The 22,822-nt window shown below is 39.2% G+C and carries 19 protein-coding genes; 12 read left to right on the forward strand and 7 right to left on the reverse strand.

The window, feature by feature from the left end; genetic code table 11:
- Positions 1-14 precede the first annotated feature (14 nt).
- Together FTT94_RS10890 and FTT94_RS10895 are read right to left on the reverse strand one after the other, a co-directional pair.
- Positions 15-923 carry a lysine exporter LysO family protein gene (locus FTT94_RS10890; protein ID WP_180059033.1) on the reverse strand — a complete coding sequence of 303 codons (909 nt, stop codon included), beginning with the start codon at positions 921-923 and terminating at the stop codon, positions 15-17.
- A gap of 48 nt (positions 924-971) precedes the next feature.
- Entirely contained in the window at positions 972-2,501 is a 1,530-nt protein-coding gene (locus FTT94_RS10895) for an NAD(P)/FAD-dependent oxidoreductase (protein WP_180170794.1), read from the reverse strand.
- Positions 2,502-2,658: 157 nt separating this feature from the next.
- On the opposite strand from FTT94_RS10895, the gene FTT94_RS10900 reads away from it, so the two are divergent.
- From FTT94_RS10900 to FTT94_RS10920, 5 genes are all read left to right on the forward strand, one after another.
- On the forward strand, positions 2,659-3,666 hold the full coding sequence (locus FTT94_RS10900; protein WP_111885051.1) for an AraC family transcriptional regulator: 1,008 nt from the start codon (positions 2,659-2,661) through the stop codon (positions 3,664-3,666).
- A gap of 84 nt (positions 3,667-3,750) precedes the next feature.
- Positions 3,751-4,902 (forward strand): cell division protein ZapE, encoded by a 1,152-nt coding sequence (zapE, locus tag FTT94_RS10905; RefSeq protein ID WP_111885050.1) that lies wholly within the window; start codon positions 3,751-3,753, stop codon positions 4,900-4,902.
- Between the two features lie 526 nt (positions 4,903-5,428).
- Positions 5,429-7,591, forward strand: a complete 2,163-nt coding sequence (locus FTT94_RS10910) for a malate synthase G (RefSeq protein WP_180054559.1) — start codon at positions 5,429-5,431, stop codon at positions 7,589-7,591.
- A gap of 88 nt (positions 7,592-7,679) precedes the next feature.
- Positions 7,680-8,156, forward strand: a complete 477-nt coding sequence (locus FTT94_RS10915) for a hypothetical protein (protein ID WP_111885048.1) — start codon at positions 7,680-7,682, stop codon at positions 8,154-8,156.
- Between the two features lie 111 nt (positions 8,157-8,267).
- The gene (locus FTT94_RS10920; RefSeq protein ID WP_180170785.1) at positions 8,268-9,710 is read left to right on the forward strand and encodes an aldehyde dehydrogenase family protein; all 1,443 of its coding nucleotides are present in this window, start codon (positions 8,268-8,270) and stop codon (positions 9,708-9,710) included.
- 82 nt (positions 9,711-9,792) lie between these two features.
- Here the strand turns inward: FTT94_RS10920 and FTT94_RS10925 are convergent, their stop codons facing one another.
- On the reverse strand, positions 9,793-10,554 hold the full coding sequence (locus FTT94_RS10925) for a hypothetical protein (RefSeq protein ID WP_180170786.1): 762 nt from the start codon (positions 10,552-10,554) through the stop codon (positions 9,793-9,795).
- A 262-nt stretch (positions 10,555-10,816) separates the two neighbouring features.
- Between FTT94_RS10925 and FTT94_RS10930 the strand changes: the two genes are divergently transcribed.
- Positions 10,817-11,476 (forward strand): SOS response-associated peptidase family protein, encoded by a 660-nt coding sequence (locus tag FTT94_RS10930; protein ID WP_180007386.1) that lies wholly within the window; start codon positions 10,817-10,819, stop codon positions 11,474-11,476.
- 21 nt (positions 11,477-11,497) lie between these two features.
- Here the strand turns inward: FTT94_RS10930 and FTT94_RS10935 are convergent, their stop codons facing one another.
- Positions 11,498-11,962: a MarR family winged helix-turn-helix transcriptional regulator gene (locus FTT94_RS10935; protein WP_180003047.1), complete on the reverse strand. Its 465-nt coding sequence runs from the start codon at positions 11,960-11,962 to the stop codon at positions 11,498-11,500.
- 616 nt (positions 11,963-12,578) lie between these two features.
- Here FTT94_RS10935 and FTT94_RS10940 point away from each other — a divergent pair.
- From FTT94_RS10940 to FTT94_RS10950, 3 genes are all read left to right on the forward strand, one after another.
- Positions 12,579-14,099, forward strand: coding sequence for a transporter associated domain-containing protein (locus tag FTT94_RS10940; RefSeq protein WP_180003045.1), 1,521 nt, complete (start codon positions 12,579-12,581; stop codon positions 14,097-14,099).
- 378 nt (positions 14,100-14,477) lie between these two features.
- The gene (locus FTT94_RS10945; protein ID WP_180170787.1) at positions 14,478-15,206 is read left to right on the forward strand and encodes a hypothetical protein; all 729 of its coding nucleotides are present in this window, start codon (positions 14,478-14,480) and stop codon (positions 15,204-15,206) included.
- A gap of 19 nt (positions 15,207-15,225) precedes the next feature.
- The gene (locus FTT94_RS10950) at positions 15,226-15,777 is read left to right on the forward strand and encodes a hypothetical protein (protein WP_180170788.1); all 552 of its coding nucleotides are present in this window, start codon (positions 15,226-15,228) and stop codon (positions 15,775-15,777) included.
- Positions 15,778-15,872: 95 nt separating this feature from the next.
- Here FTT94_RS10950 and thiM read toward each other — a convergent pair whose 3' ends face one another.
- The 3 genes from thiM to FTT94_RS10965 form a co-directional block, all read right to left on the reverse strand.
- Positions 15,873-16,742, reverse strand: coding sequence for a hydroxyethylthiazole kinase (gene thiM, locus FTT94_RS10955; RefSeq protein ID WP_180170789.1), 870 nt, complete (start codon positions 16,740-16,742; stop codon positions 15,873-15,875).
- 11 nt (positions 16,743-16,753) lie between these two features.
- Positions 16,754-17,911, reverse strand: a complete 1,158-nt coding sequence (locus FTT94_RS10960) for a hypothetical protein (RefSeq protein WP_180170790.1) — start codon at positions 17,909-17,911, stop codon at positions 16,754-16,756.
- A 148-nt stretch (positions 17,912-18,059) separates the two neighbouring features.
- On the reverse strand, positions 18,060-18,323 hold the full coding sequence (locus tag FTT94_RS10965; protein WP_078193641.1) for a hypothetical protein: 264 nt from the start codon (positions 18,321-18,323) through the stop codon (positions 18,060-18,062).
- A gap of 493 nt (positions 18,324-18,816) precedes the next feature.
- Between FTT94_RS10965 and FTT94_RS10970 the strand changes: the two genes are divergently transcribed.
- The 3 genes from FTT94_RS10970 to FTT94_RS10980 all read left to right on the forward strand — a co-directional run bounded on the left by FTT94_RS10970 (position 18,817) and on the right by FTT94_RS10980 (position 22,600).
- Positions 18,817-19,092 (forward strand): hypothetical protein, encoded by a 276-nt coding sequence (locus FTT94_RS10970; RefSeq protein WP_078193640.1) that lies wholly within the window; start codon positions 18,817-18,819, stop codon positions 19,090-19,092.
- 353 nt (positions 19,093-19,445) lie between these two features.
- The gene (gene pepN, locus FTT94_RS10975; protein WP_180170791.1) at positions 19,446-22,055 is read left to right on the forward strand and encodes an aminopeptidase N; all 2,610 of its coding nucleotides are present in this window, start codon (positions 19,446-19,448) and stop codon (positions 22,053-22,055) included.
- 332 nt (positions 22,056-22,387) lie between these two features.
- The gene (locus FTT94_RS10980; protein WP_180170792.1) at positions 22,388-22,600 is read left to right on the forward strand and encodes a hypothetical protein; all 213 of its coding nucleotides are present in this window, start codon (positions 22,388-22,390) and stop codon (positions 22,598-22,600) included.
- The last annotated feature ends 222 nt before the right edge of the window (positions 22,601-22,822 follow it).

The raw sequence follows: 22,822 nt of genomic DNA on the forward strand, positions 1-22,822 counted from the left end.
ATTTAGGTGAGGGGTTAGATAGCCGCCAATATACTCACCAATATTGGTGCAAGTACAGAAAGGATAAAGCCGCTGACCATGGCATGTGGAATAAAATCATTCCCACAGGCTTGTTTGACCATGGGTAGGGTGACATCCATAGCTGTTGCACCCGCAGATGAAATTGCAGAGCGTGGGTAGCGCCAGCCAATAATATACATAAATACAATCGCAAAAATTTCTCTGAATAAATCATTCATCAGCGCGATACTGCCTAGATGCGCATTCTTTAATTCAGTCACGACGATGCCTGTCATCGAATAGAAACCGTAGCCTTGTGACAACATAATCAAATCTTTCAAACTGATTTGTGGCAATAGATAGGCAGCAGCAAAAGCGCCCAAAAGTGAACCGACGATACAGCCGAGTGGAACAAGTAGAATTTTCCAATTTAACCAAGAACGATCGAGCGGTGAGTAGGCGAGATCAAGCCCAATCAGAAACATGAAGACTAAAAGTAGATCCCAAGTACTCATATGTGGCTGAAGACTAAAATGTGCTGCAATTTCGGCAAAAGCATAACCTAAACCTAATGCAATAAAAGCATAGCTAATATTGATGAGTGAGCTTGTCACTAACTGCATGGACACTTTGCCATGACTGGGTTTATAGCCTAAAAGCTTAAACAAAATATAGCAGCAAATAAAAGCACCCATTGAGGTCAATAGTGCAATAAGTACTGATGAAGAGAGGATTTGCAGAGGTGCTGGAATAGTGTGTAATGTTTCAGAAAATTCGATCGCAATCGCAAATAACAAAATATAAGTAAAGTACGGCAGGAGTTTAAAGGCGATTTTTTCAAGCCAAGTGGGTAGGCGACGTGCAAGAATAAAACCAAGCCCTAAACAGGTCAAGAGCTGGAAAATCAGCCAGAAAGATTGCATAAAAAATAGGCAGATAATGAATACCTGCCTATTATGACCTGTTATTGCTTAAGCTGCATGACTAGATTTTGTTTTACTTAGGAGTCGAAAATCAGCTGGATTTATTTTTCGAGTAGCCAGCCAATATTTCCATGTATAAGTTGGCCACAGTGCAAAATTTTTACCGCCATTTTGTTGATACCAGCTTACGCAGCCTGATTGCCATACCGTGCCATCAAGCATGTCTTGTACATGAGTGTTAAATTGGTCTTGCACCTGATCTTTGACAGCGATGGCTTGAACATTAGATTTTGAAACCAATTGCATCATTTGTAAGATGTAATCGACTTGTGCCTCAATCATAAATACCACTGAATTATGCGCAAGTACGGTATTGGGGCCTAATAATTGGAATAGATTTGGAAAGCCTTTGGTGCAAATGCCATAAAAACTTTCTGCGCCAGCTTGCCAAACTTGTTTGAGTTCTTGAGCATTTTCACCAATACATTTAAATGATTTTAAATAAATTCTTGGATCGGTAATAAAGCCTGTGCCATAGATCAGACAATCGATTTCACGGGATTTTCCATCTTTGGTAATAATGGCATTTTCAGTGATTTCTTGTATTGCATCACTGACCAATTCCACATTAGGTCGATTAAACGTTGGAAAGTATTTATTAGAAATTAAAATGCGTTTACAACCCATGATGTAGTTTGGCGTTAGTTTCTTGGCAAGTTCAGCATCTTTGACTTGGTATTTAATATACAGTTCTGCCAGTTTTTGCGCATATTTCATGGTGGTTGGTTTAACAATTGGTACGACACGTGATTCGTTGGTCCAATACAGGCGAGCGCGGTGAATTTTTCGAAACCAATCATATTTTTTAAATAATGATTTTTCTAAACCATGATAACTACGTTCATCTCGTGGAATGACCCAAGCCGCGGTACGCTGAAAAACATACAGTTGCTGTGTTTGTGGTGCGATTTCTGGAATGTATTGGATGGCACTGCCGCCTGTACCAATCGATGCGACTTTTTTACCTTCTAATGGATATTGATGATCCCATTGCGAAGAATGAAACACTTTACCCTTAAATTTTTCAATGCCCGGAATGTGTGGAATTTGCGGGACATGTAGCGGGCCAGATGCAAAAATCACGTATTGAGCGGTAATTTTAACACCATCTTTGAGTTCTAAATGCCAGTCGCAGGTTGATTCATTGTATCGACTTGAAAGCACTTCACTATTAAAGCGACAGAATTGTTTTAAATTATATTCACGGGTGACGTGTTGGATATAATCAAATATTTCAGGTGCTTCGGCATAACGTTTTGACCAATCTGTTTTGGGTGCAAAAGAAAGTGAATACATATGTGATTGCACATCGCAGGCAGCGCCAGGGTAGCGGTTTTCACGCCAGGTTCCACCAAAATCATTGGCTTTTTCGAGGATCAGAAAATCTTGATTGCCTTGTTGTAAAAGTCGGATCGCCATAGCAATACCACCAAAACCACCGCCGATGATGGCGATTTGTGTATGTATTTCAGAATTGGCTTTTGGGGTTTGCACTGTTTTTGTTTGCGCTTCCTGCATCATTTTTTTAATTCCAAGCGAGATTACAGGCTAAGCATACTTGAGTTCATAACCAGAACAATATGATTGAGGTGACAGAAAAATTGATCGAAACGGCAATGTTCATAATTGCAAATTTGTAGTAAAAAAGAAGAAATTTAATGTCATTTTACGATTTATGAAACGATCTATTCTAAGCCTGATGTATTTAGTACAAGGAATGCGTAAAGCAGGCGTAGATGTCGATCAACGTTTGCAAACTATCGGGCTGCGTGTCGATGCACTCGATCCTACTTCGGTGATTCATCCGAGTTTGGAGTGGGATGTACTGAAAGTCATTGGTAAAGATGTAGAACCTGAGCAAGGTTTATTTATTGGTCAGCATTATACGTTGGCGGGTTATGGCCCGTTGCTGATGTTATTGGTCACCAGTGATACTTTACGCCAAGCTTTAAATCAGGGAATTCGCTTTCAACAGTTGACGCATCTAACTGGGCGTTTGAGTTTGCAAATCAGTCAGCATAAAGTGGCCTTATGTTATCAACCGCAAGATGTGTATGCACCACTGGGTGCATTATTGGCGCAGTCGGAAATTTCTGGAACGTATAAATTCATCCGTGATCTGTACAAAATGATGGGGCTATCTACACCGCAAGTTCAAATTGATTTGCCGTTCGCTGAACCCAAAGATCCTGAAAAATTAAAAATGTTTACTGATTATTATGGCTCTCAAGTTCGATTTGGTGCGCCATTTGCGGCATTTTGGTTCGATGAAGATGTTTTAGATATTCGGATCCCTTCCGCAGATATTATTACTTTTCGATTATATGAGTCGAAATGTATTGCGGAGTTAGAACGTTTAAGCGCCGATGAAGATGCGCCATCATTGGTTCAACGTGTGCAAGATTATTTGGAATTACAAAGTGGTGCGATGCCAAGTATGGCAGCAACTGCTCAAGCGTTGAACTTGCCTGAAAGAACTTTGCGTCATCAACTGCAACAGTTAAATACCAGTTATAAGCAAATTCGTGAAGATATTATTAAAGATAAAGCACTCCGTATGATTGAATATAATGAATATTCAATTGAAATGATTGCAGAATTGCTGGGCTATTCAGAACCTGCGGCGTTTAATCATGCGTTTAAACGTTGGTTTGGGCATAGTCCGAGACAATATAATAAATAGCCAATGCGCTTTACTGCCAAAGTGTTATATCTTCGAGTTTATTCTTCGTTATAATTCATTTAGCCCAAAAAAGTATTTAATGATATGTCAGATTTTCAGTCACCACACAACACCGCATTTACTCCGATTTCACCGGCTGAGCGTTATGCTCAAGCCTTAGCATCTGGTCAGTTTTTACCAGATCAGGAACAGGCGCAAGCGGTGCATGAGTTGGATCGAGTTTGGCAAGAATTAATCCAACGTTTTAAGGCTTCTAAAAAAGCGTTTCGTCGTTTCCGTCGTCAAACTGCACCGAAAGGGGTGTATATGTGGGGCGGTGTAGGACGTGGTAAAACGTGGCTGATGGATCAGTTTTATGATTCTGTGCCATTTCGACGCAAAACACGTATGCATTTCCATCACTTTATGCAGTACGTGCACCGTGAATTAAATAAGCTTTCAGGTCAGCGTAATCCACTAGACCTTGTTGCCGACCAAATTTATAAAGAAGCAGTCGTGATCTGCTTTGATGAATTCTTTGTATCCAATGTCACGGATGCAATGATTTTGAGTGATCTATTCCAAAAATTATTTACGCGTGGGATCACCCTTGTTGCAACATCTAACATCGCACCAGATGGTTTATATAAAAACGGGATCCACCGTGACCGTTTTATCCCAACCATCGAAATGGTAAAAAAGAACTGTGTGATTTTAAATGTAGACTCAGGCGTAGACTATCGTTTACGTGTATTGAAACAAGCGCAGTTGTTTAAGTCGCCTTTAACACATGAACATAAGTTGTGGATGGCACAGCGTTTTACAGCATTAACGCAAACCCAAACGGTTTCACAAGAGCCAATTATTATTAATCAGCGTATTGTAGAAACCATTGGTCATACGGAAGATGTGCTGTGGTGTGAATATTCTGAGCTTTGCCTAAAACCACGTAGTCCAGCGGACTTTATTGAAATTGCCAATATTTATAATACGGTCTTAGTGAGTAATGTGCCGCACATGACGGATTATTTGTCTGAAGGGACTCGTCGTTTTATCTATCTAGTTGATGAGTTTTATGACCGTGGTGTGAAGTTGTTGCTTACTTCAGAAGATACGATTATTGAATTATATCAAGGTGAAAAATTGGCATTTGAAATTGAGCGTACACGTTCGCGCTTATTGGAAATGCAATCTGATGATTATCTACATACCTCTCACCGTCAAATTAATGCACCAGAATCTACGGCAGAAAATTAAGCGTTTCTGTTGGAATGAAAAAAGAACGTCTTGATGGCGTTCTTTTTTTTTGATTTTTAGTTTTAGAAAACATGTATAAATTAAGAAAAGCTGTGGAACGAACAATAGAAGTTAAAGCAAAGTCTCATGATAAAAGCATCATTAAATAAGAAGTATGGCTGTTTAATAATTCATCGATAAAAGCGTTAAATTTAAACTGATTGGTTGAAGTTGTAGCATCGACATTGGCAGCATTTCATGGCTTAATCGAGTGAGTTTGTTTGACGCTTGGGTCTATTTGTTCAGTTTTAGAACAAAATTCTGCACTTAAGTCTAATTTCGACATTTCAAAAACTTTATACACTGTAAAAAGGTATTCAGGCTGATGATGACGTCGTATTTCTGATCTTTATTATGTTGAATGATGAGGGTATTTCATTACATAGAAAATGATCATTATTTAGGAATGTGATAGTACTATTCAGCAAAGTATAAATGGGTATACTAGAATCTCTTGTTATAAAAAATAGCAATATCAGGAAAGACAATGACTGCACGTATTCAAAAAGGCAAGTTAGCGATTGCTAAAGAACTTTACGATTTCATCGAAAATGAAGCACTACCGGGTTCAGGTTTAGACAGTGAAACTTACTGGAAAAACTTTGAACAAGTCGTTGTCGATCTTAGCCCAAAGAACAAAGCACTATTGGCTAAGCGTGACGACATTCAAGCTAAAATTGATGAATGGCACCGCAACAACAAATTTGAACTCGAAGCTTACAAAGCTTTCCTTACTGAAATTGGCTACTTATTACCAGAAGTAGAAGATTTCCAAATCAGCACAGAAAATGTAGACGAAGAAATCGCATTATTGGCTGGTGCGCAATTGGTAGTACCTGTGCGTAATGCACGTTACTGCTTAAACGCTGCGAACGCACGTTGGGGTTCACTCTACGATGCTCTTTACGGTTTTGACGTGATCTCTGAAGAAGGCGGCGCGGAAAAAGGTAAGGGTTATAACCCAGCTCGTGGCGCAAAAGTTATCGAATTTGCTAAAAACTTCTTAAATGAAACTTTCCCGCTAGCTAATGGTTCGCATGCAGATGCAACTAAATATGCAGTAGAAGGCAAAAAGTTAGTTGTAAGCCTAAAAGATGGCTCAACTGCAACTTTAGCGAAAGAAGCTCAGTTTGTTGGTTTTAATGGTGACGAAGCTGCGCCAACTGAAATCGTACTTTTAAACAATGGTTTGCATGTAATCATTGAAATTGATGCGACGAGCCCAATTGGTTCAACTGATGCTGCGGGCGTTAAAGACTTAGTTCTTGAAGCTGCAGTAACCACAATTCAAGACTTAGAAGACTCAATTGCAGCAGTTGATGCTGAAGAGAAAGTTGAAGGCTACCGTAACTGGTTAGGCTTAATGAAAGGTACACTTTCTGAGTCAATCGAGAAAAATGGTAAGATCATCACGCGTACATTAAATAAAGATCGTACGCACAAAAACTTAATCGGTGGTGAAACTACGCTTCACGGTCGTTCATTGATGTTGCTTCGTAACGTGGGTCATTTGATGACAAACCCTGCGATCCTTGTAGATGGTGCTGAAATCTACGAAGGCATCATGGATGCATTGATCACACCGTTATTGACGTTTGCAGATATTAAAGGCGAAAACGAAAACAAGAACTCTCGTAAAGGTTCTATGTATATCGTTAAGCCAAAAATGCACGGTCCAGAAGAAGTTGCATTTGCAGTTGAATTATTTGAGCGTGCTGAACAAGCGCTTGGTCTACCTGCGAAGACTTTGAAAATCGGTATCATGGACGAAGAACGTCGTACTTCTGTGAACTTGAAAAACTGTATCGCGCAAGCGAAAGATCGTACGATCTTTATTAATACAGGTTTCATGGACCGTACGGGTGATGAAATCCATACTTTCATGGAAGCAGGTCCATTCGTTCGTAAAGGCGAAGTGAAGTCTCAAATCTGGTTCCCTGCATATGAAAACCGTAACGTGATGATCGGTCTTCAAGCAGGTTTACGTGGTAAAGCGCAAATCGGTAAAGGCATGTGGCCAAAACCAGATATGTTGCTTGATATGTATAAAACTAAGATTGAGCATCCAGAAGCTGGCGCAAGCTGTGCATGGGTTCCGTCTCCATCTGGTGCTGTTATTCACGCGATCCATTACCATCAGTGCAATGTTTCTGAGCGTCAAAAAGAGTTGTTGAATACTCAACCGCTATCTTTAGATGACTTGTTAACACCGCCTTTAGCGACAGATACAAACTGGTCTGAAGAAGAGAAAACCAAAGAACTCGAAAATAACCTTCAAGGTATCTTGGGTTATGTGGTTCGTTGGGTTGATTTGGGTGTAGGTTGTTCAAAAGTTCTAGACATCAACAACGTTGGTTTGATGGAAGACCGTGCAACTTTACGTATTTCTTCTCAACACGTTGCGAACTGGTTACGTCACGGTATCGTAACTGCTGAGCAAGTTGAAGAAGTATTTAAGCGCATGGCGAAAGTTGTAGATGAGCAAAATGCCAACGATCCACTCTACACGCCAATGGCACCAAGCTTTGATGGCTATGCATACAAAGCTGCTTATGACTTAGTATTTAAAGGTGGCGAGCAGCCTTCTGGTTATACAGAGCCGCTTCTTCATGCTTACCGTTTAAAATTAAAAGGTTATACAGGTGACTAATCTGTAAATCAAAAAAAGCCTCTTCGGAGGCTTTTTTTATTACTTTAGAAAGTTAGAATGTCGACATAAAAAATGAAAAGGAAAATCCATGTATTTATGGAATGTAAATCGGTTGGTGGATGATATAAGACTGAATAAAGTCTCTGAAACCCATTATAAAAACTACTATATTGCCAGTTCAATATTGATTTTCTTTAGCTACTTAGCACTGACGTTAACCCCAGAATCCAAACCTACAGAAGCTTGGGCTTCGTTTGTTTTACAAGTTGGTCTGCTGATTAGCTGGGTGAATGCCATATTTAAAGCCAATGGCGGCGAGCAAGGCCGAGATTTTTTAAAGCGCTTTATTGCATTGTATTTGCCCGTAACGATTCAGAGTTTAGTCCTCTTTATCTTGATCGCTGTTGTTGTCGAAGGGCTGTTACCCATGTTGACCCTAAACATGGAGGAGGCTGCGCTTGAGCAACTCACCACAGTTAAAGATCTAAGTTTTGAAGTCATCATTAGCTGTTATATTTATTGGCGAATCTATAAAGCGATGCGGCAGATTCATCAGCCTGTTTAAAGTATAAGGTTGTAAAAGAAATTAATTATAAAGTTTTATCCTGTTTTTCTCATAGCTTTTCAATGCTGAAGCCTTTACATTGGGATGAATGATAAAAATAGGATGGAAACGATGTCAGCTTATACCGCATTAGATTTGCAATATATTGGTGGGCAATGGCGAGCAGGGACTTCAACGCGTCACATCAAAAATATAAATCCCTTTAGCCAAGCACAGATTTTTGAATTGCAGGCAGCCAGCAGTGTGGATGTAGACAGTGCTTATAGTGCGGCAGAAGCAGCATTTAAATCAGAAATGACCAAGCCCATTGAAATACGTCAGCAAGTTATCAATAAATTAGCTCAAACCATTCAGCAGCGCAGAGAAGAAATTATTCAATGGCTGATAGATGAATCTGGGAGTACACGTTTAAAAGCCAATATTGAAGTTGATGCGGCGCTCGGCATTATCCAAGAATCGCTGAGTTTTCCTGAAAAAATGCACACCGTGGAGCTAGAGAGTAAAGATCCGAGTCGAAAGAGTTTTGTACTGCGCAAACCCTTGGGAGTCATAGCAGTGATTAGCCCTTGGAATTTTCCATTTCATTTATCGATGCGTTCTGTGGTGACTGCGATTGCTTGCGGCAATAGTGTGGTGCTGAAGCCTGCAAGTGACACGCCAGTGACAGGTGGAACGTTGCTCGGAAAGTTATTTGAAGAAGCGGGTTTACCGCATGGTGTGTTAAATGTCGTTGCAGGCAGCGGCAGTGAAATTGGCGACTATTTTGTAGAGCATCCTGTACCTAAATTGATTTCATTTACAGGTTCAACTGAAGTGGGTCAACAGGTGGGGGTGAAAGCTTTGGTAAGTTCACGGATTAAGCGTTTAGCGCTGGAACTTGGCGGCAATGCGCCTTTGGTCATTTTAGATGATGCAGATTTAAATTTAGCCGTTGAACTGACCGTGATGGGGCGTTTTTTGCATCAAGGACAAATCTGCATGAGTACCAATCGAGTGATTGTGGATGAATCCTTGCACGATGCTTATGTTGAAAAATTAATTAAACGGGTAAAAAGCATTGTGGTCGGTGATCCGAATGATGTCGAAACTCTGATAGGCCCTATCATCAATAAGTCGCAAATCGATAAATTAAAAACCATTATTCAAAATGCCATTCAGCAAGATGCGATTTTAGCCTATGCAGGCGGTATAGAAGGTCAATTAGTTGCACCGCATATTTTCACCCATGTGGATGCGCACGCTGATATTGCATTGGAAGAAAGCTTTGGGCCAATCTTGCCGATTTTAAAAGCGCGAGATGAAGCACATGCACTAGAATTGGCGAATTCAACCCGATTTGGTTTATCGAGTGCGGTATGTACGTCAAACTTAGCGCGCGGCGGAGAGTTTGCTGCCAAACTCGATATAGGCATGACGCATATCAATGGCATCAGTGTGGCGGATCATTCTAATGCACCCTTTGGTGGTGAACGTAATTCAGGCCTTGGCCGTTTTAATGGTGAGTGGATATTTGAGGAATTTACCCGCACCCATTGGCAGACTTTCCCCGCTTAAAATACACAAAATGAAGTCTATTTTATCTTGTGCAATAGACTTCACAACAGGTTCTGTTGCGCAGGAGCAGGACCTCTCTAGTTTATTTCCATGAAATATCAGGAAGTATATAGTCCCAAAAACGACTCCAACGTGTTTTGTAATACAGAAAAGCGCCAATATCCTGACTTGAACAATTATTCTGATAGTACATTTGCTGATTCATCAACAGCATAGGCTTACGTTGCAAGGTCGTTATATACAGCTTTACCTGCACTTTATAATTGTAGATTGAATAATTAGAAGAAATAGTCTCGGTTTTCATTTTTTGGATATTGTTAATATACACATCAAACTTCAAGCCATTTTTGTAATCCGTTGCCTCATGAATTGTTCGATCTTCGATTGGAATAACCGGATTGTTATCACTAAACGCTAAATATGCATTATGTTTTTGTTTTCCTTGTTGATAATTAAACTGAATAGCTGAATTTGCAGTGGTGAAATAGGGGAGCGCATCCAGAGGATTGATCTTAAAAGTGCCTGTACAATCTGTCCTGACACGGCCTTCATCTGCGTTCACTGTAAACCAGTCAAATTGATCTTCTAATTCTGTCGTGTGGGCTTCATCTGCGTCAGGAAGAATCACGCCAAATTGATCTCGTTGTCTTTGCTGATTTTGCATCAAGCGATAACTATTTTGAGCATGTTTTGCAAAACGGATTTCAGGAAACATTTCTGGAGATGTAATTTTAAAGTCAGAGACATTGATCATTTCACCATAGGGCAGGATGACGAATGAAAATTGTTGTTCTTGAGTATTGGGATGATTTTTGACCGTGACCCAATGATGTGTACTGATCATTTGCTGATTGCGAAAATGCTTATATTGAATGCGGTATTTGCCTGCAGGGATCTCGATTTCATTGATCAGGCTTTGTTTAAATGGATATTCATTGAGATAGAGCGCGTCGAGACTAAAAGGTAGAAATGAAACGGTATGTACAGAAACTTTTGCTGCTTTGCAGTTGGATATAGACTTAAACTGAGAATTAAAACGATAAAGCGACTTCGGTCTAGATTTTTCATTTATTATAAAGATTGAATTTTTGCGGATTATGGCAAATATGTGTGCCAATTTCAAACCGATTACCTTAGCGCAATTAAAGTCGCAAAACTTGCCTGAAATCAGTTTTGAATATCCTGAGGAAGTCTATCCAAATTATGATTTACCGCTGCTCTTTAAGTCTGAGCAAGGGCTAGAGTGGCGAAAAGTGGGTTTTGGCATGGTGCCTAAATGGGCCGAAGACAAATCTATTGCACTAAAAACCTATAATGCCCGAAATGAAACTTTGTATCAAAAGCCGTCTTTTATCAATGCGATCTCAAAATGTAAGTTTGGCGTAATTCCAGTGTCTGAATTTTATGAGTCTATGTATATCGACAATAAACCGCAGCGTTGGAGTGTTAAACGCAAAGATGGAGAAGCGTTTTATATCGCTGCCTTATATGACATTTGTCGGCAAGGTGATGAGATTGTACGTTCTGCAACCATGATTACGATGGATGCTATCGATCATGAAATGATGAAACACTTTCATGAGCCAGGAAATATAAAACGCTCGGTGATTGTGATTCCGCATGCGCGATTAGAGGAATGGTTAAGCTGGAAATCACCCAATATCCAAAGTTTTGTACAGGGTTTTCCCGTTGATGAATTTGAATGCGCGCATGCACCTAAAATAAAAATCGAAAAAATCAGTCCCCAACTGAACTTTTTCGATTAATACTTCGGTGATGCAGAATGCTTAGCGCGCTAAGTTTTTGAAGATGTGCTTTAAGCTTTCCATGGTTTTTTCAATTTGTAGCGGTGTTAAGCCTTCAAAAGATTGCTCGAGAACGACATTCGTTAGATCGTTAATCTTCTGCGTCATTGCAGTGCCTTTATCGGTTAACACGACGCGGGTAATACGCGCATCATCTTCACAAGAATAGGTATCTACTAAGCCTTCATCTTTTAAGCGATAAACAATTTTGGTTGTCGTCGACATTTTAGACACGACCATTTCAGATAAATCCGAAACGCTCGCATGTGGCTTAGACTTGAGTGCGAGAAGGATACGGCGACGTGAATTATCAACACCATATTTTTTCAACGCATGGTCGACGTTTAAAACGTATTGAGCATGAACCTGAGTAACCCAGTAGAAAGGAAAATTTTCTAAACTAAAGTCATCGGTGGATGGTAAAAATTTTGAATACTTTTTTGTCATAAAGGAGTCCCCTGAATATTTGTTTTAATTTTATTTAATGTTTTAACATTCTATTGAAAAATAGAGGGTAATAGCAAGAGTTCACAATAAAAAAATAGAAAGTAGAAGATATCTCATTTTTAGATTATCTAAATAGATTATATTGATATTCTGTCTAAATGCTTAAAAGAAATTAAAACTAAGGTCAGTTATAGAGATAGTGTAGTGAAAATAAATAAGTTTTTAATTTGAATTGAATATTAATATTTTTTACCAAAAGGTAGAAATAAATAATTCATTAGATTTGTCATACAATCTCATACAACGTATTTAATTACATTTAATTAAAAGTCAGGTGAATTCATACTTTTTTTAAAGTGGAAGAGGAGATCTCAAAAAGTAGGTTTTAACATCTAGATGTGTATTTTATATCGCCCATTCGATTTGTAATACATTCAGCGTTTTTAACATTTTGTCATATTGTTGCTGCGAAAAAATATGCTTGAATACATTACAAATGCGCAAGATTATGCATAATGGAATGGTCTCTAGTTACACAGGTTAAATTTATGGATCCGTCGCCGTGCGTTGGTCTGATTGAAGATATTCTTACAATCCAGAATGAGGAAGAGAGCTAATGGAATTTTTGTTAGATCCCGGAATCTGGGTTGGTTTACTTACATTAATTATTTTAGAAATTGTACTAGGGATTGATAACCTAGTCTTTATTGCCATTTTGGCAGAAAAACTCCCTCCAGAACAACGTGATAAAGCCCGCGTACTTGGTCTTTCACTCGCATTATTTATGCGATTAGGATTGTTATTTGCAATCTCTTGGTTGGTCACATTAACAAAGCCCCTGATTACCGTTTTTGATTGGACATTCTCTGGTCGAGATCTCATATTATTGTTCGGTGGATTGTTCTTAGTTTATAAGGCGGTCACAGAGCTGCATGAGAAATTAGAAGGTAAACCGGAAGTTCAAGTGACAACAAAAGTGGCATATGCCAGCTTTACAGCAGTAGTTGCGCAAATTGTTGTCTTAGATGCGGTTTTCTCTTTAGACTCTGTCATTACAGCGATCGGTATGGTCGACAACATTTATGTCATGATGGCAGCAATGATTGTGGCAATGGCAGTGATGTTACTTGCATCTAAACCGCTAACGGCTTTTGTAAACCGACATCCGACCGTCGTGATCCTATGTTTAAGCTTCTTATTACTGATCGGTATTAGTTTGATAGCAGAAGGTTTTGGTTTCCATATTCCGAAAGGCTATATCTACTCAGGTATTGGTGTTGCGATTGTCATCGAAGCCTTTAACCAGTTTAGTCAACGCAATGCTCAAAAACACGAAGCGAAAATTCCATTACGCCATCGTACTGCAGACAGTATTTTAAAACTGATGGGTGGGCGCTTAGAAGCTGATCAAGTCGGTAATCAGGCGCAAGAAACCTTTGCAGACGAAGAGCGTTACATGATTGGGGGGGTGTTGACGCTTGCAGAGCGTTCAGTTGCGTCGATCATGACTCCCCGTAATCAAATTTCTTGGGTGGATTTAAATGACACACCTGAGCAAATTCGTGAGCAAGTCCTTTCTGTGCCGCACAGTTTATTCCCTGTGTGTCGTGGTAGCTTGGATAAAGTGATTAGTATTGTCCGCGCGAAAGAACTTATTGATGTTCTAGACAGTGAAGATGATCTAAAAGCATTGATTAAACGTCATCGTCCAATCTTTATTTTCCAAAAGATGAAGGTGATTGATGCGATTAATACCTTGCGTACCTCTAAAGGCTCTTTGGTATTGGTTACGGATGAGTTTGGTGCGGTACAAGGTCTGATTTCACCACTCGATGTGTTTGAAGCGATTGCTGGTGAATTCCCTGATGCTGATGAACAACTAGATTTGATTAAAATCGATGATGCATATTGGAAAGCTTCAGGCATGCTCGATCTGTATCAGTTAGAACTTGAATTGGAAATGCTGGATTTGATCGAAGAAGATGATGGTTATATCAGTGTTTCAGGTCTTATTTTAGATCAGACCCACGGCAATGTTGAAGTCGGGACTGTAGTTGATTTTAAAGGCATCCAATTTAAAGTTACGGCAATGGATGAAAACCGCATTAAAACGGTTGATATCTATTACCAAGCTTAATGCTTAAATTTTAAAATAACTCAAAGACAGCTTTTCGAAGCTGTCTATTTTGTATGACTAGAAAGTATAAGAAATCCTATCCAAGGGGGCTGTAATTCACGATGTTAAAACGTATTATATTTACATGATGTAACAGTCAAAAAACGCTGCATCTTTTGAGCTTTTAGAGGGCTAAAACGGTTCAAAAGTAAAAAATATTGATAGGGTTGGTTTTAAAAAAGCATGAGGTTAAATAGTGATTCAATTTAACTCGGGGTTTTAATCATCATAGATGATCTATTAATAATTTTATTTCATTTTAAATATCGTTTTTGAAAAATTTATAACTAGGTACTTTGAAGAAATTCAAAGTTAATCCATTAAAAAATGGGTGTTGGTATGGCGATCACTGAGAATATCATTGATTTTAGTAAACTCACGACTGAAGAAAAACATGAGTTGTTTCAACGGCTCTGGGAGTTTGATCAACGTATTTTCCCGACATCGAAAATTGAGCAACTTTATCAATACATGCATGACCCCGATATTGTCGCATTACCAATTATTCAGTATTTTGAGCAAGATAAACTGATCGGGCAAAACATTGTACGCATATTAAAAATTATGCATAACAATCGGCCGATTTTTATTTTTAATTCACGCGCTGGGGTATTGGTTGATTATCGTCGAAAAAACCTGACCTTAAACTCGGCGATTAAAGTGGCGATGCAACATCAGATACGATTTCCAGCGATTCCGATGTGGTTTGTGGCTACATTGGCACAACCAAAGGTATATACATTATTTGCCTCGCGCTCTGTTAAGTTTTATCCAAGGCACGGTATCCCGATGCCCACTGAGTATGCGGATGTTTTAAACAGTTATAAAATCCGTCAGCATGATGTACAGCATCGGGCTGAGGATATTTTTGTTCATCGTTGTGATTTACCGAAGGTGACGCCTGAGCAGTTGGTGCGGCTACGGAAAAAATCTGATGAACATGTTCAATTTTTTATGCAGCACGTGCCAGATTATTTTGATGGCATGGGTTTAATGTGTATTTATAAATTAAATGTTTCAACCATCTTTGAAGCAAGTATGAATCTGGCAGTTGGGCGGGCAGTTTAATGATGGACATGGATGTGTTATGCGACAAATGACGATATATCGATTATTAGGTTTCGGTGCGGCAATCTTTTTAACGGCTTGTCAGCCTGCAGAGCAAAAAGTACAGGAACAATCGCAGAAATGTGTTGCACCCGAAAAACTGGTCAAACAAATTTATGATCAAGAGTTGAAATTACATGCTTTGAGTAAAGATCAACTTGCTGCCTATTTTGAGCCATCGTTAGCGGAGCGTATGCAAGTAGAAATTAACTGTAAGCAGTCGCAACAAGCGTGTAATGTGGATTTTGATATTTTTACGGATAGCCAAGATCCGCAGCAAGATTCGAAAAAGGGTATTCAACCTAAACTGAGTTTTGATGAAAATAAAAATGTGGTTCGCGCTGAGTTTAAAATTGGTGATGAAGCCAAAGTATTAAATTATGAAATGAGTGGTGGAGACTGTTCAAAAATCAAAAATATTGTCTATGCGGGGGACTATGACCTAGACATGATTTTGAGTAATCCAACAGAAATGATCGAAGGTTCAGAAATGTTTGATGCCAATGCTGCAAGTGACAGTACGGCACAGTAAGTTTTTTGACGCGTTCTAATTATAAAAAACAGCATGAAACCCTGAACAGCTTGAGTCTTTTACTCAAGCTATTTTTTTCTCAAGCTATCGTAGCTTCATAGTGCATAAATTTGCATGTTGGCAAGTTGATTAAAATCATCTTCATTGAGATTATAAATTTCATCTAAAAATGCAACATTAAAACTGCCGACACTTGAGCTAATTTCATAGGCTTTTTGACCCGCAATCGCAAAGTGCAAATGTGCAGCGACCGTGCCAGCAGTAAGTGTTTCACTCACGGCGCAATACGCCGCTGTTAATGCACCTAAAGCGCAGCCAGAAGCCGTTACTTTGGGTTGTAAGTAAGATCCACCATTAATCTGTATCACTGCATTCATTTCTTTCGACAAGATGAAATCTGATTCGCCTGAAATTGCCACACATTCACAGTGTTCTAATAAGGGTACGGCATTTAAATAAATCTCGGCACTATTTAGCGTGCTATCGACACCGCGTGATTCACCTTGATTCCCTGCAAGACCACTGATTTCTGATGCATTGCCACGGATAATGCTTGGTTTGTATTGGAGTAATTGGTCAACCATTTCAGATCGCCATGGCAAAACGGGGCCATAACCGACAGGGTCAAGCACCCAAGGTTTATTTAAATTTTGTGCTGTTTGTGCAGCAATTTGCATGGCCTGCATTTGTTCAGACGTTGGCGTACCTAAATTGATATTCAATGCACTGGCAATAGAGGCAAAGCTTTCGGCTTCAAAGGGATTGTCAATCATTGCAGGAGAAGCACCCGCAGCCAAAAGGACATTGGCCACATAATTGCTCGCGACTGCATTGGTGATGATATGCACCAAAGGTTGTTTGGATTGAAGTTCAATCCACGCATTAATGACGCTTTGCAAAAGCGGGCTATTTAAGTCAGTCAATTCACTGTTCATGGTCGTTTCAAAATTTTCAGATTGATTCATCGGTTTCTCCCTTAGCGGGTGAAGTAATGGTCTTGATGTTTACAATTACGGCAGAACAGGGTCACATAATCTGCGGCATCATAATCGACAGAGAGCTCTTGTGAACCACAGTACATGCAGCGCTTTGTGGAATAAAAATTTAAGCGAGGTTCGATTTTTTTCCAAGCATGGCGTATCGGTTGCACAAAGATACTTTCATCGAGTCCTAAAAAGTGAAAGAGCAAAATTTCACTCATTTTACTAAAGGGGAGTTGTGGCGGACGAGGTAGAGTAAAGGTTTCCCATTTTTCCTGTAAGCCACGTTCACGATATTGCTGTAAGGTCTTTTTTAACAGATTTGTATTAATGAAATTTTCATTACGCACTTGCAGAGCTTTTTGTTTATGTAGGTATTCGAGTGCTGACTGAATCATATAGTAAATCTGCCCAACCGCTAGATGGTCGAGTAGGCGATAACAGAACACTTGAAAGCTTTTATTCCCTGCAATTTGAATGCCCCATGTCTTACAGTAAAACTGCATGAATTGCACAATTTCTTGAAACAGTAGGAGATACAAACACTCTTTCACTTCGTCAGCACTTTTAAACGGAACACCCAAGGCTAAATTTTCATAAAACCAATGGCGAAGTTGCTGCGCGACACTAAAAAGACTGGGCTCCGAATAGCCATCCAGACGGACATTGATATAATACTGCTCAGCTTGCAATGCATCATCTTTCACAATCAAAATTTGCTCATGTACGAGATGCTTTTTGAGCGACTGTTGAAAGAGATAATTCGGGCTGATGTTGTGATATTTAATCGTATCCCAGTCGATAAATTCTTGATGCGCCGTATGTTCTTGGACGTGATTATCCAATAAAGCCAGCAAAAAGAGTTTCTGTAAAAAACTCAGTTCACTTAATTCACGTTCAACGATATCTTTATTTTTGAGTTTACGCTGTTCTTGTAAGCGGGTTTCTTTCAGTAGTTTTTTTCGCGCAGCCTGACAGTTTTCACAATGACAGTTGTATTGCTGTTCTGGAAATATTTGATGATGACAGTGGCTACACTGATAAAAATTAAATTCTTGCTCATCTAATTTTTCAGCATCTACCCAATACATAGATGCACGACACAACGGGCATTGCGTACTTTCATCCATTTGTTTGCGTAGAATATTGAACATGTTGCCAGCGTTTATTGAAAGATTAAATTGATTATACACATCTCTGTTTAAAGACGGGTTTGGAATTTGAGTTGCGGCAGCTCAGGCGAGAAGTCGACAATTAAAAAAGCTGCATAGTGATGATGCAGCTTTTAGTCAGAATGGATTATTAATAGGCGGCTGGGCATGGGATCGATTCGTCCTCCTCTCCAAGTTGTTTGGCTTGTATTAAAGCTTGCACTTTTTTAGACGCGACTTTTTTAGTGCCTAATGCACTATATGAGTTAAGTAATGAACTGACCTCAAAGGCTTTGAGTGGAATCCCTTCGCAGGTCATAAACATTGCGATCACCTGATGATCGATATTTGCAGCATCAAGCGCTTGTAAAGTCTTCATATTTTCAATACGGATGATGTGTTCTTTAATAAACATAATGCACCTCTTTTTGTTTTAGCCTGATGATTTTGCTTTTGGCAATTAAGTAGATGCAAAACGCATGCTCAAATGTTTTGAGTAGACATTTTAAAGCAGATAAACGGCATATTGTTTTATTAAGATATTGAAAATAAATTATTAATTTAAAAGTAACAAAATAATATTGATGCGTATGCTATGTCTAATGAATTCTCAAAATGCTTAAACTGTTGAAAAAGAAACATCTTGGTGCATCGTTTAAACAGAAGTATGCAATCAAATCTAAATCAGAATATTGATATGATTCGAGAGTTAAGGTGCTTTTTGGAAGGAATCACCTAAGCGATTGGATTTTAAAAGTATATTTGTATATATTGAGCTTATAATTCTAATGATCTTAACTTGCAGGACTGAAACAAAGCGGAATCTACTGAAATTGATACATAGTATGATTCAGCTGGATTTCTAAAGGTTTTGATCTTTTTTTATCCTTTCTTTGTATGGAATACATATGTCAGACGCACTTAAAAACAGCAATATCACCCGTATGCAATTATATAAGCAGCCACAGGGTACGGTTGGTGCGCTGATTATTGGGCATGATCAAACACTGGAAAAGACGATCGAGTTATTGGGCCTGGCTCAGCAACATCAAGTATCTAAAATTTATGTGGCGGGTGCGACGGAAGAAATTCAGCAATTCCTCACCTCAAAAGTCACGGCATTTCAATTTTACTTTGCAGCAGACTACGACAGTGCACTCGATTTAATTTTCGCAAATCAATAATCCTCTAAGTCTTAAGCAGGAAAGTTTGAGCGCAATAATTTGAACGTACAGATGGATTAAGCACCTGTACTTTCTCTTTCTAGTATATAGGCGCTTTATTTATTTGATGTAGATAAATAATTTCCATATTGCAGTAGCTGTGCTCAACTCAGGCATTTATTTTGCTTAAACATGGCGAAAATATGTGCCAGCCTTTAAATTATTCAATAAAGATGATTGAAAACAACATGCGCTGAGCCCATATATAAATCATTGTAAATGCGAAGACAGCTTATGCATCTTGTCGTATGATCAAGTCATTCACAATGTGTTCAAAAAGCTGATGAAGCAATAACTAAGGAATAGGACGAGATATGAACATTGCGGCAAATCCAGTGGTCGAAGCAGACCAAACTGTTTATTTAAAAGATTATCAAAAACCATCATTTGTCGTAGATAGTATCGATCTAGATATTCAAGTCTTTGATGACCATACCAATGTAAATGCAAAATTAGTGATGCAGCGTCAAACGGCAGGGGATTTGGTGTTATTGGGTCGTGATTTGGAACTCAAATCAATTCGCTTAAATGGTCAAGTCTTGCCAGCAGATGCCTATGTTGTAGATGCAGAACAACTGGTGATATCAAATGCACCTGACCAAGCTGTCATTGAAACCGAAGTCGTGATTCATCCTGAAAGTAATACTCAACTCGAAGGCTTATACCAAGCGGCAGGCGATCTATTCGTCACTCAAAACGAGCCTGAAGGCTTCCGTAAAATTACCTATTATCCTGACCGTCCTGATGTGCTATCGGTATTTACCACACGTGTCGAAGCGGATAAAAAATTCCCTGTATTACTTGCCAATGGTAATTTGATTGAAGCGGGTGAAACCGGTGAAGGTCGTCATTATACCGTTTGGCAAGATCCAACCAAAAAACCATCGTATCTTTTTGCTTGTGTGATTGGTGATTTGGCGGTACTTAAAGACTCTTACGTGACGTCTGAAGGTCGTAATGTTGCTTTAGAAATCTATGCAGAAGAAAAAGACATTCCAAAATGTCATATTGCGATGGAAGCTTTAAAGCACTCGATGCGTTGGGACGAAGAACATTATGGTCGTCCTTATGATTTAGACAATTATATGATCGTGGCAACCAGTGCATTTAATATGGGTGCAATGGAAAACAAAGGTTTGAATATTTTCAACACCTCTTGTGTGCTTGCTGATGAAGAATATACGACTGATGCTGCGATCATGCGCGTTCAATCGGTGATTGCACATGAATACTTCCATAACTGGACAGGTAATCGTATTACCTGTCGTGATTGGTTCCAACTTTGTTTAAAAGAAGGTTTGACGGTATTCCGTGATCAGTCGTTCTCAGAAGATTTACAATCTGCTGCGGTACAACGAATCGATGATGTTGCAGTATTAAAAGCACATCAGTTCCCAGAAGATTCAGGCCCGCTTTCACATCCACCGCGTCCAGATCATTTTGTTGAAATTAATAACTTCTATACCGCAACAGTGTACGAAAAAGGTGCGGAAATTAACCGCATGATGGCGACATTGTTGGGCAAAGAAAAATTCCGTGCAGGTACTGACGAATATTTCAAACGCCATGATGGTCAAGCTGTGACAGTTGAAGATTGGGTAGCAGCACTGACAGCGGGTTCAGGTGTAGATTTATCGAGTTTCTTGATTTGGTATAACCAACCGGGTACACCAAAACTTGAAGCAAAAGGTGAGTACGATGCTGCAAATCAAACCTATACTTTAAGCTTGAAACAAAGCTTAAAAGCGCATCCAAAATATCCAAATTTAAAAGCAGTGCCTATTCCTGTGGCTTTGGCATTGTTTGATGCGACGAGTGGTGAACAGTTAGTTCTCAGCTCAGATGCATTGGTTGAAAATGGCATCAAAGATGGCGTGTATTTATTTGATACCGATACTGCAACCATTACATTTAGCGGTGTAAAAACCCAGCCTGTTGTGTCTTTACTGCGTAATTTCTCTGCACCTGTTAATCTTGAATTTAACTATTCAGATGAAGAGCTTGCATTCCTGATGCAGTACGAGCCGAATGGTTTTAACCAATGGCAAGCCAGCCAAACCTTGTTAGAACGTATTTTGTTAAATGGCCATGATGCCGACATCTATGTTCAAGCTATTCAAAATACATTACCAGCATTGGTTGAGCGTGATCCACTACTTGCTTCACGTTTATTCGATGTACCGACAGAGGGTTATTTAGGTAGCCGTATTGATACCGACTACAGTCCTGCCCAAGTGCAAGAACAACGTGAAGCACTGTTAAGCCGTGTGGCACGTGAGTTAGGTGCTTTCTTTAAAGAGACTTATGCAACTTTAGACCCAGATGCGCAGAAAGAGTTTTCACAAGCCATGGGTGTTCGTGCATTGAAAAACATCATGTTGAGCATGATGGCACGTCAAGGCGATGCATCTGTATTTGAATTGGCTTATGAGCAATTCAGCTCTACAGGCAATATGTCTGAACGTCTTGGTGCTTTAAAAGTATTGGTTTGGAATGATGCACCGCAAGCGCAGCAAGCTTTAGAAGCCTTCTACACACGCTTTAAGAATGAAGCTTTGTCGATGGACCAATGGTTTATGCTGCAAGCGGCACATCCGAAAGCAACTGCGGAAACCATTAAGGCACTGACTGCTCATCCTGACTATGACTTGAAAGTACCGAACCGTATTCGTGCGGTTACTGGTGGCTTAAATAGCAATCCTGTCAACACTTGGAGCTTTGGTGTGCAGCATATTGTTGAATTAGCAAAATTCCTCGATGAGAAAAATCCAATTGTCGGTTCACGGTTACTGCAAATTTTGTCCCGTTGGTACACGTTGGCAGAGCCGCAGCGTAGTGAAGTCAAAGCCGAACTTGAAGCGCTTAAACCTGTCGTGAAATCGAAGAATGTATCAGAAACCTTAAATAGCATGTTAAGTGTTTAATCATTCAACCTCTCTATACGATTGATTTGAGTTAAATCAGTCGTACTGAAATGAGCCTGTTGCCATGGCTATGGCAGCAGGCTTTTTTTATATCCAGTCTTTTTATCCAATCTTTAGCTAGAATTGAAAATCAATCATGTTTAGATGGCTGAAACTCAAAAATTTTCTCTGAGCATTTATTTAAATTACATAATAATTGCAATATAAATCACATAATGGCGCTACAATAAAATAGGTCTAACATATGAATGACTGTATGCGGTAAGGCATCCAAGTTTATGAATGTTTAGATTTTTTTATCTATTTCATTGTGCAAGATTTTGAGGCGGGTCATGTTAGTTAAGGTTGATGAAGGTTTTTATTTAAACTCACATCATATTATTGCAATTCGAATTAATAGAGATTTGCATGATACCTTTGTTGTTTCGGTAGAATACACACCCAACAGTGTGCAAAGCACGGGTGTATTTGAAAAGAAATTCAATGCACGCCGTGACGCAGAGCAATATCTACAGACACTGAATCAAATCATTGGTAAATCGTAAAAGCTAAAGTGCATATCGTGGATATTGTCTAGATTGAAATGGGCAAGATATGAATCAGACTCAGATTGACGTCTAGCTAAAGGGATGGAGCGCATCACTGCTGTCCCATAGTTTGCTTTAAATAAAAAAACCTGAGTCCTAACAGTTAAAATATGAGTGCAAACAAACACTTTAACGACCAGGATTCAGGTTTTGTCACATCAGAATACCGTATTTCATGAG

The organism is Acinetobacter sp. YH12027 (assembly GCF_013420085.1).
Taxonomy (GTDB): Bacteria; Pseudomonadota; Gammaproteobacteria; order Pseudomonadales; family Moraxellaceae; genus Acinetobacter; species Acinetobacter amyesii.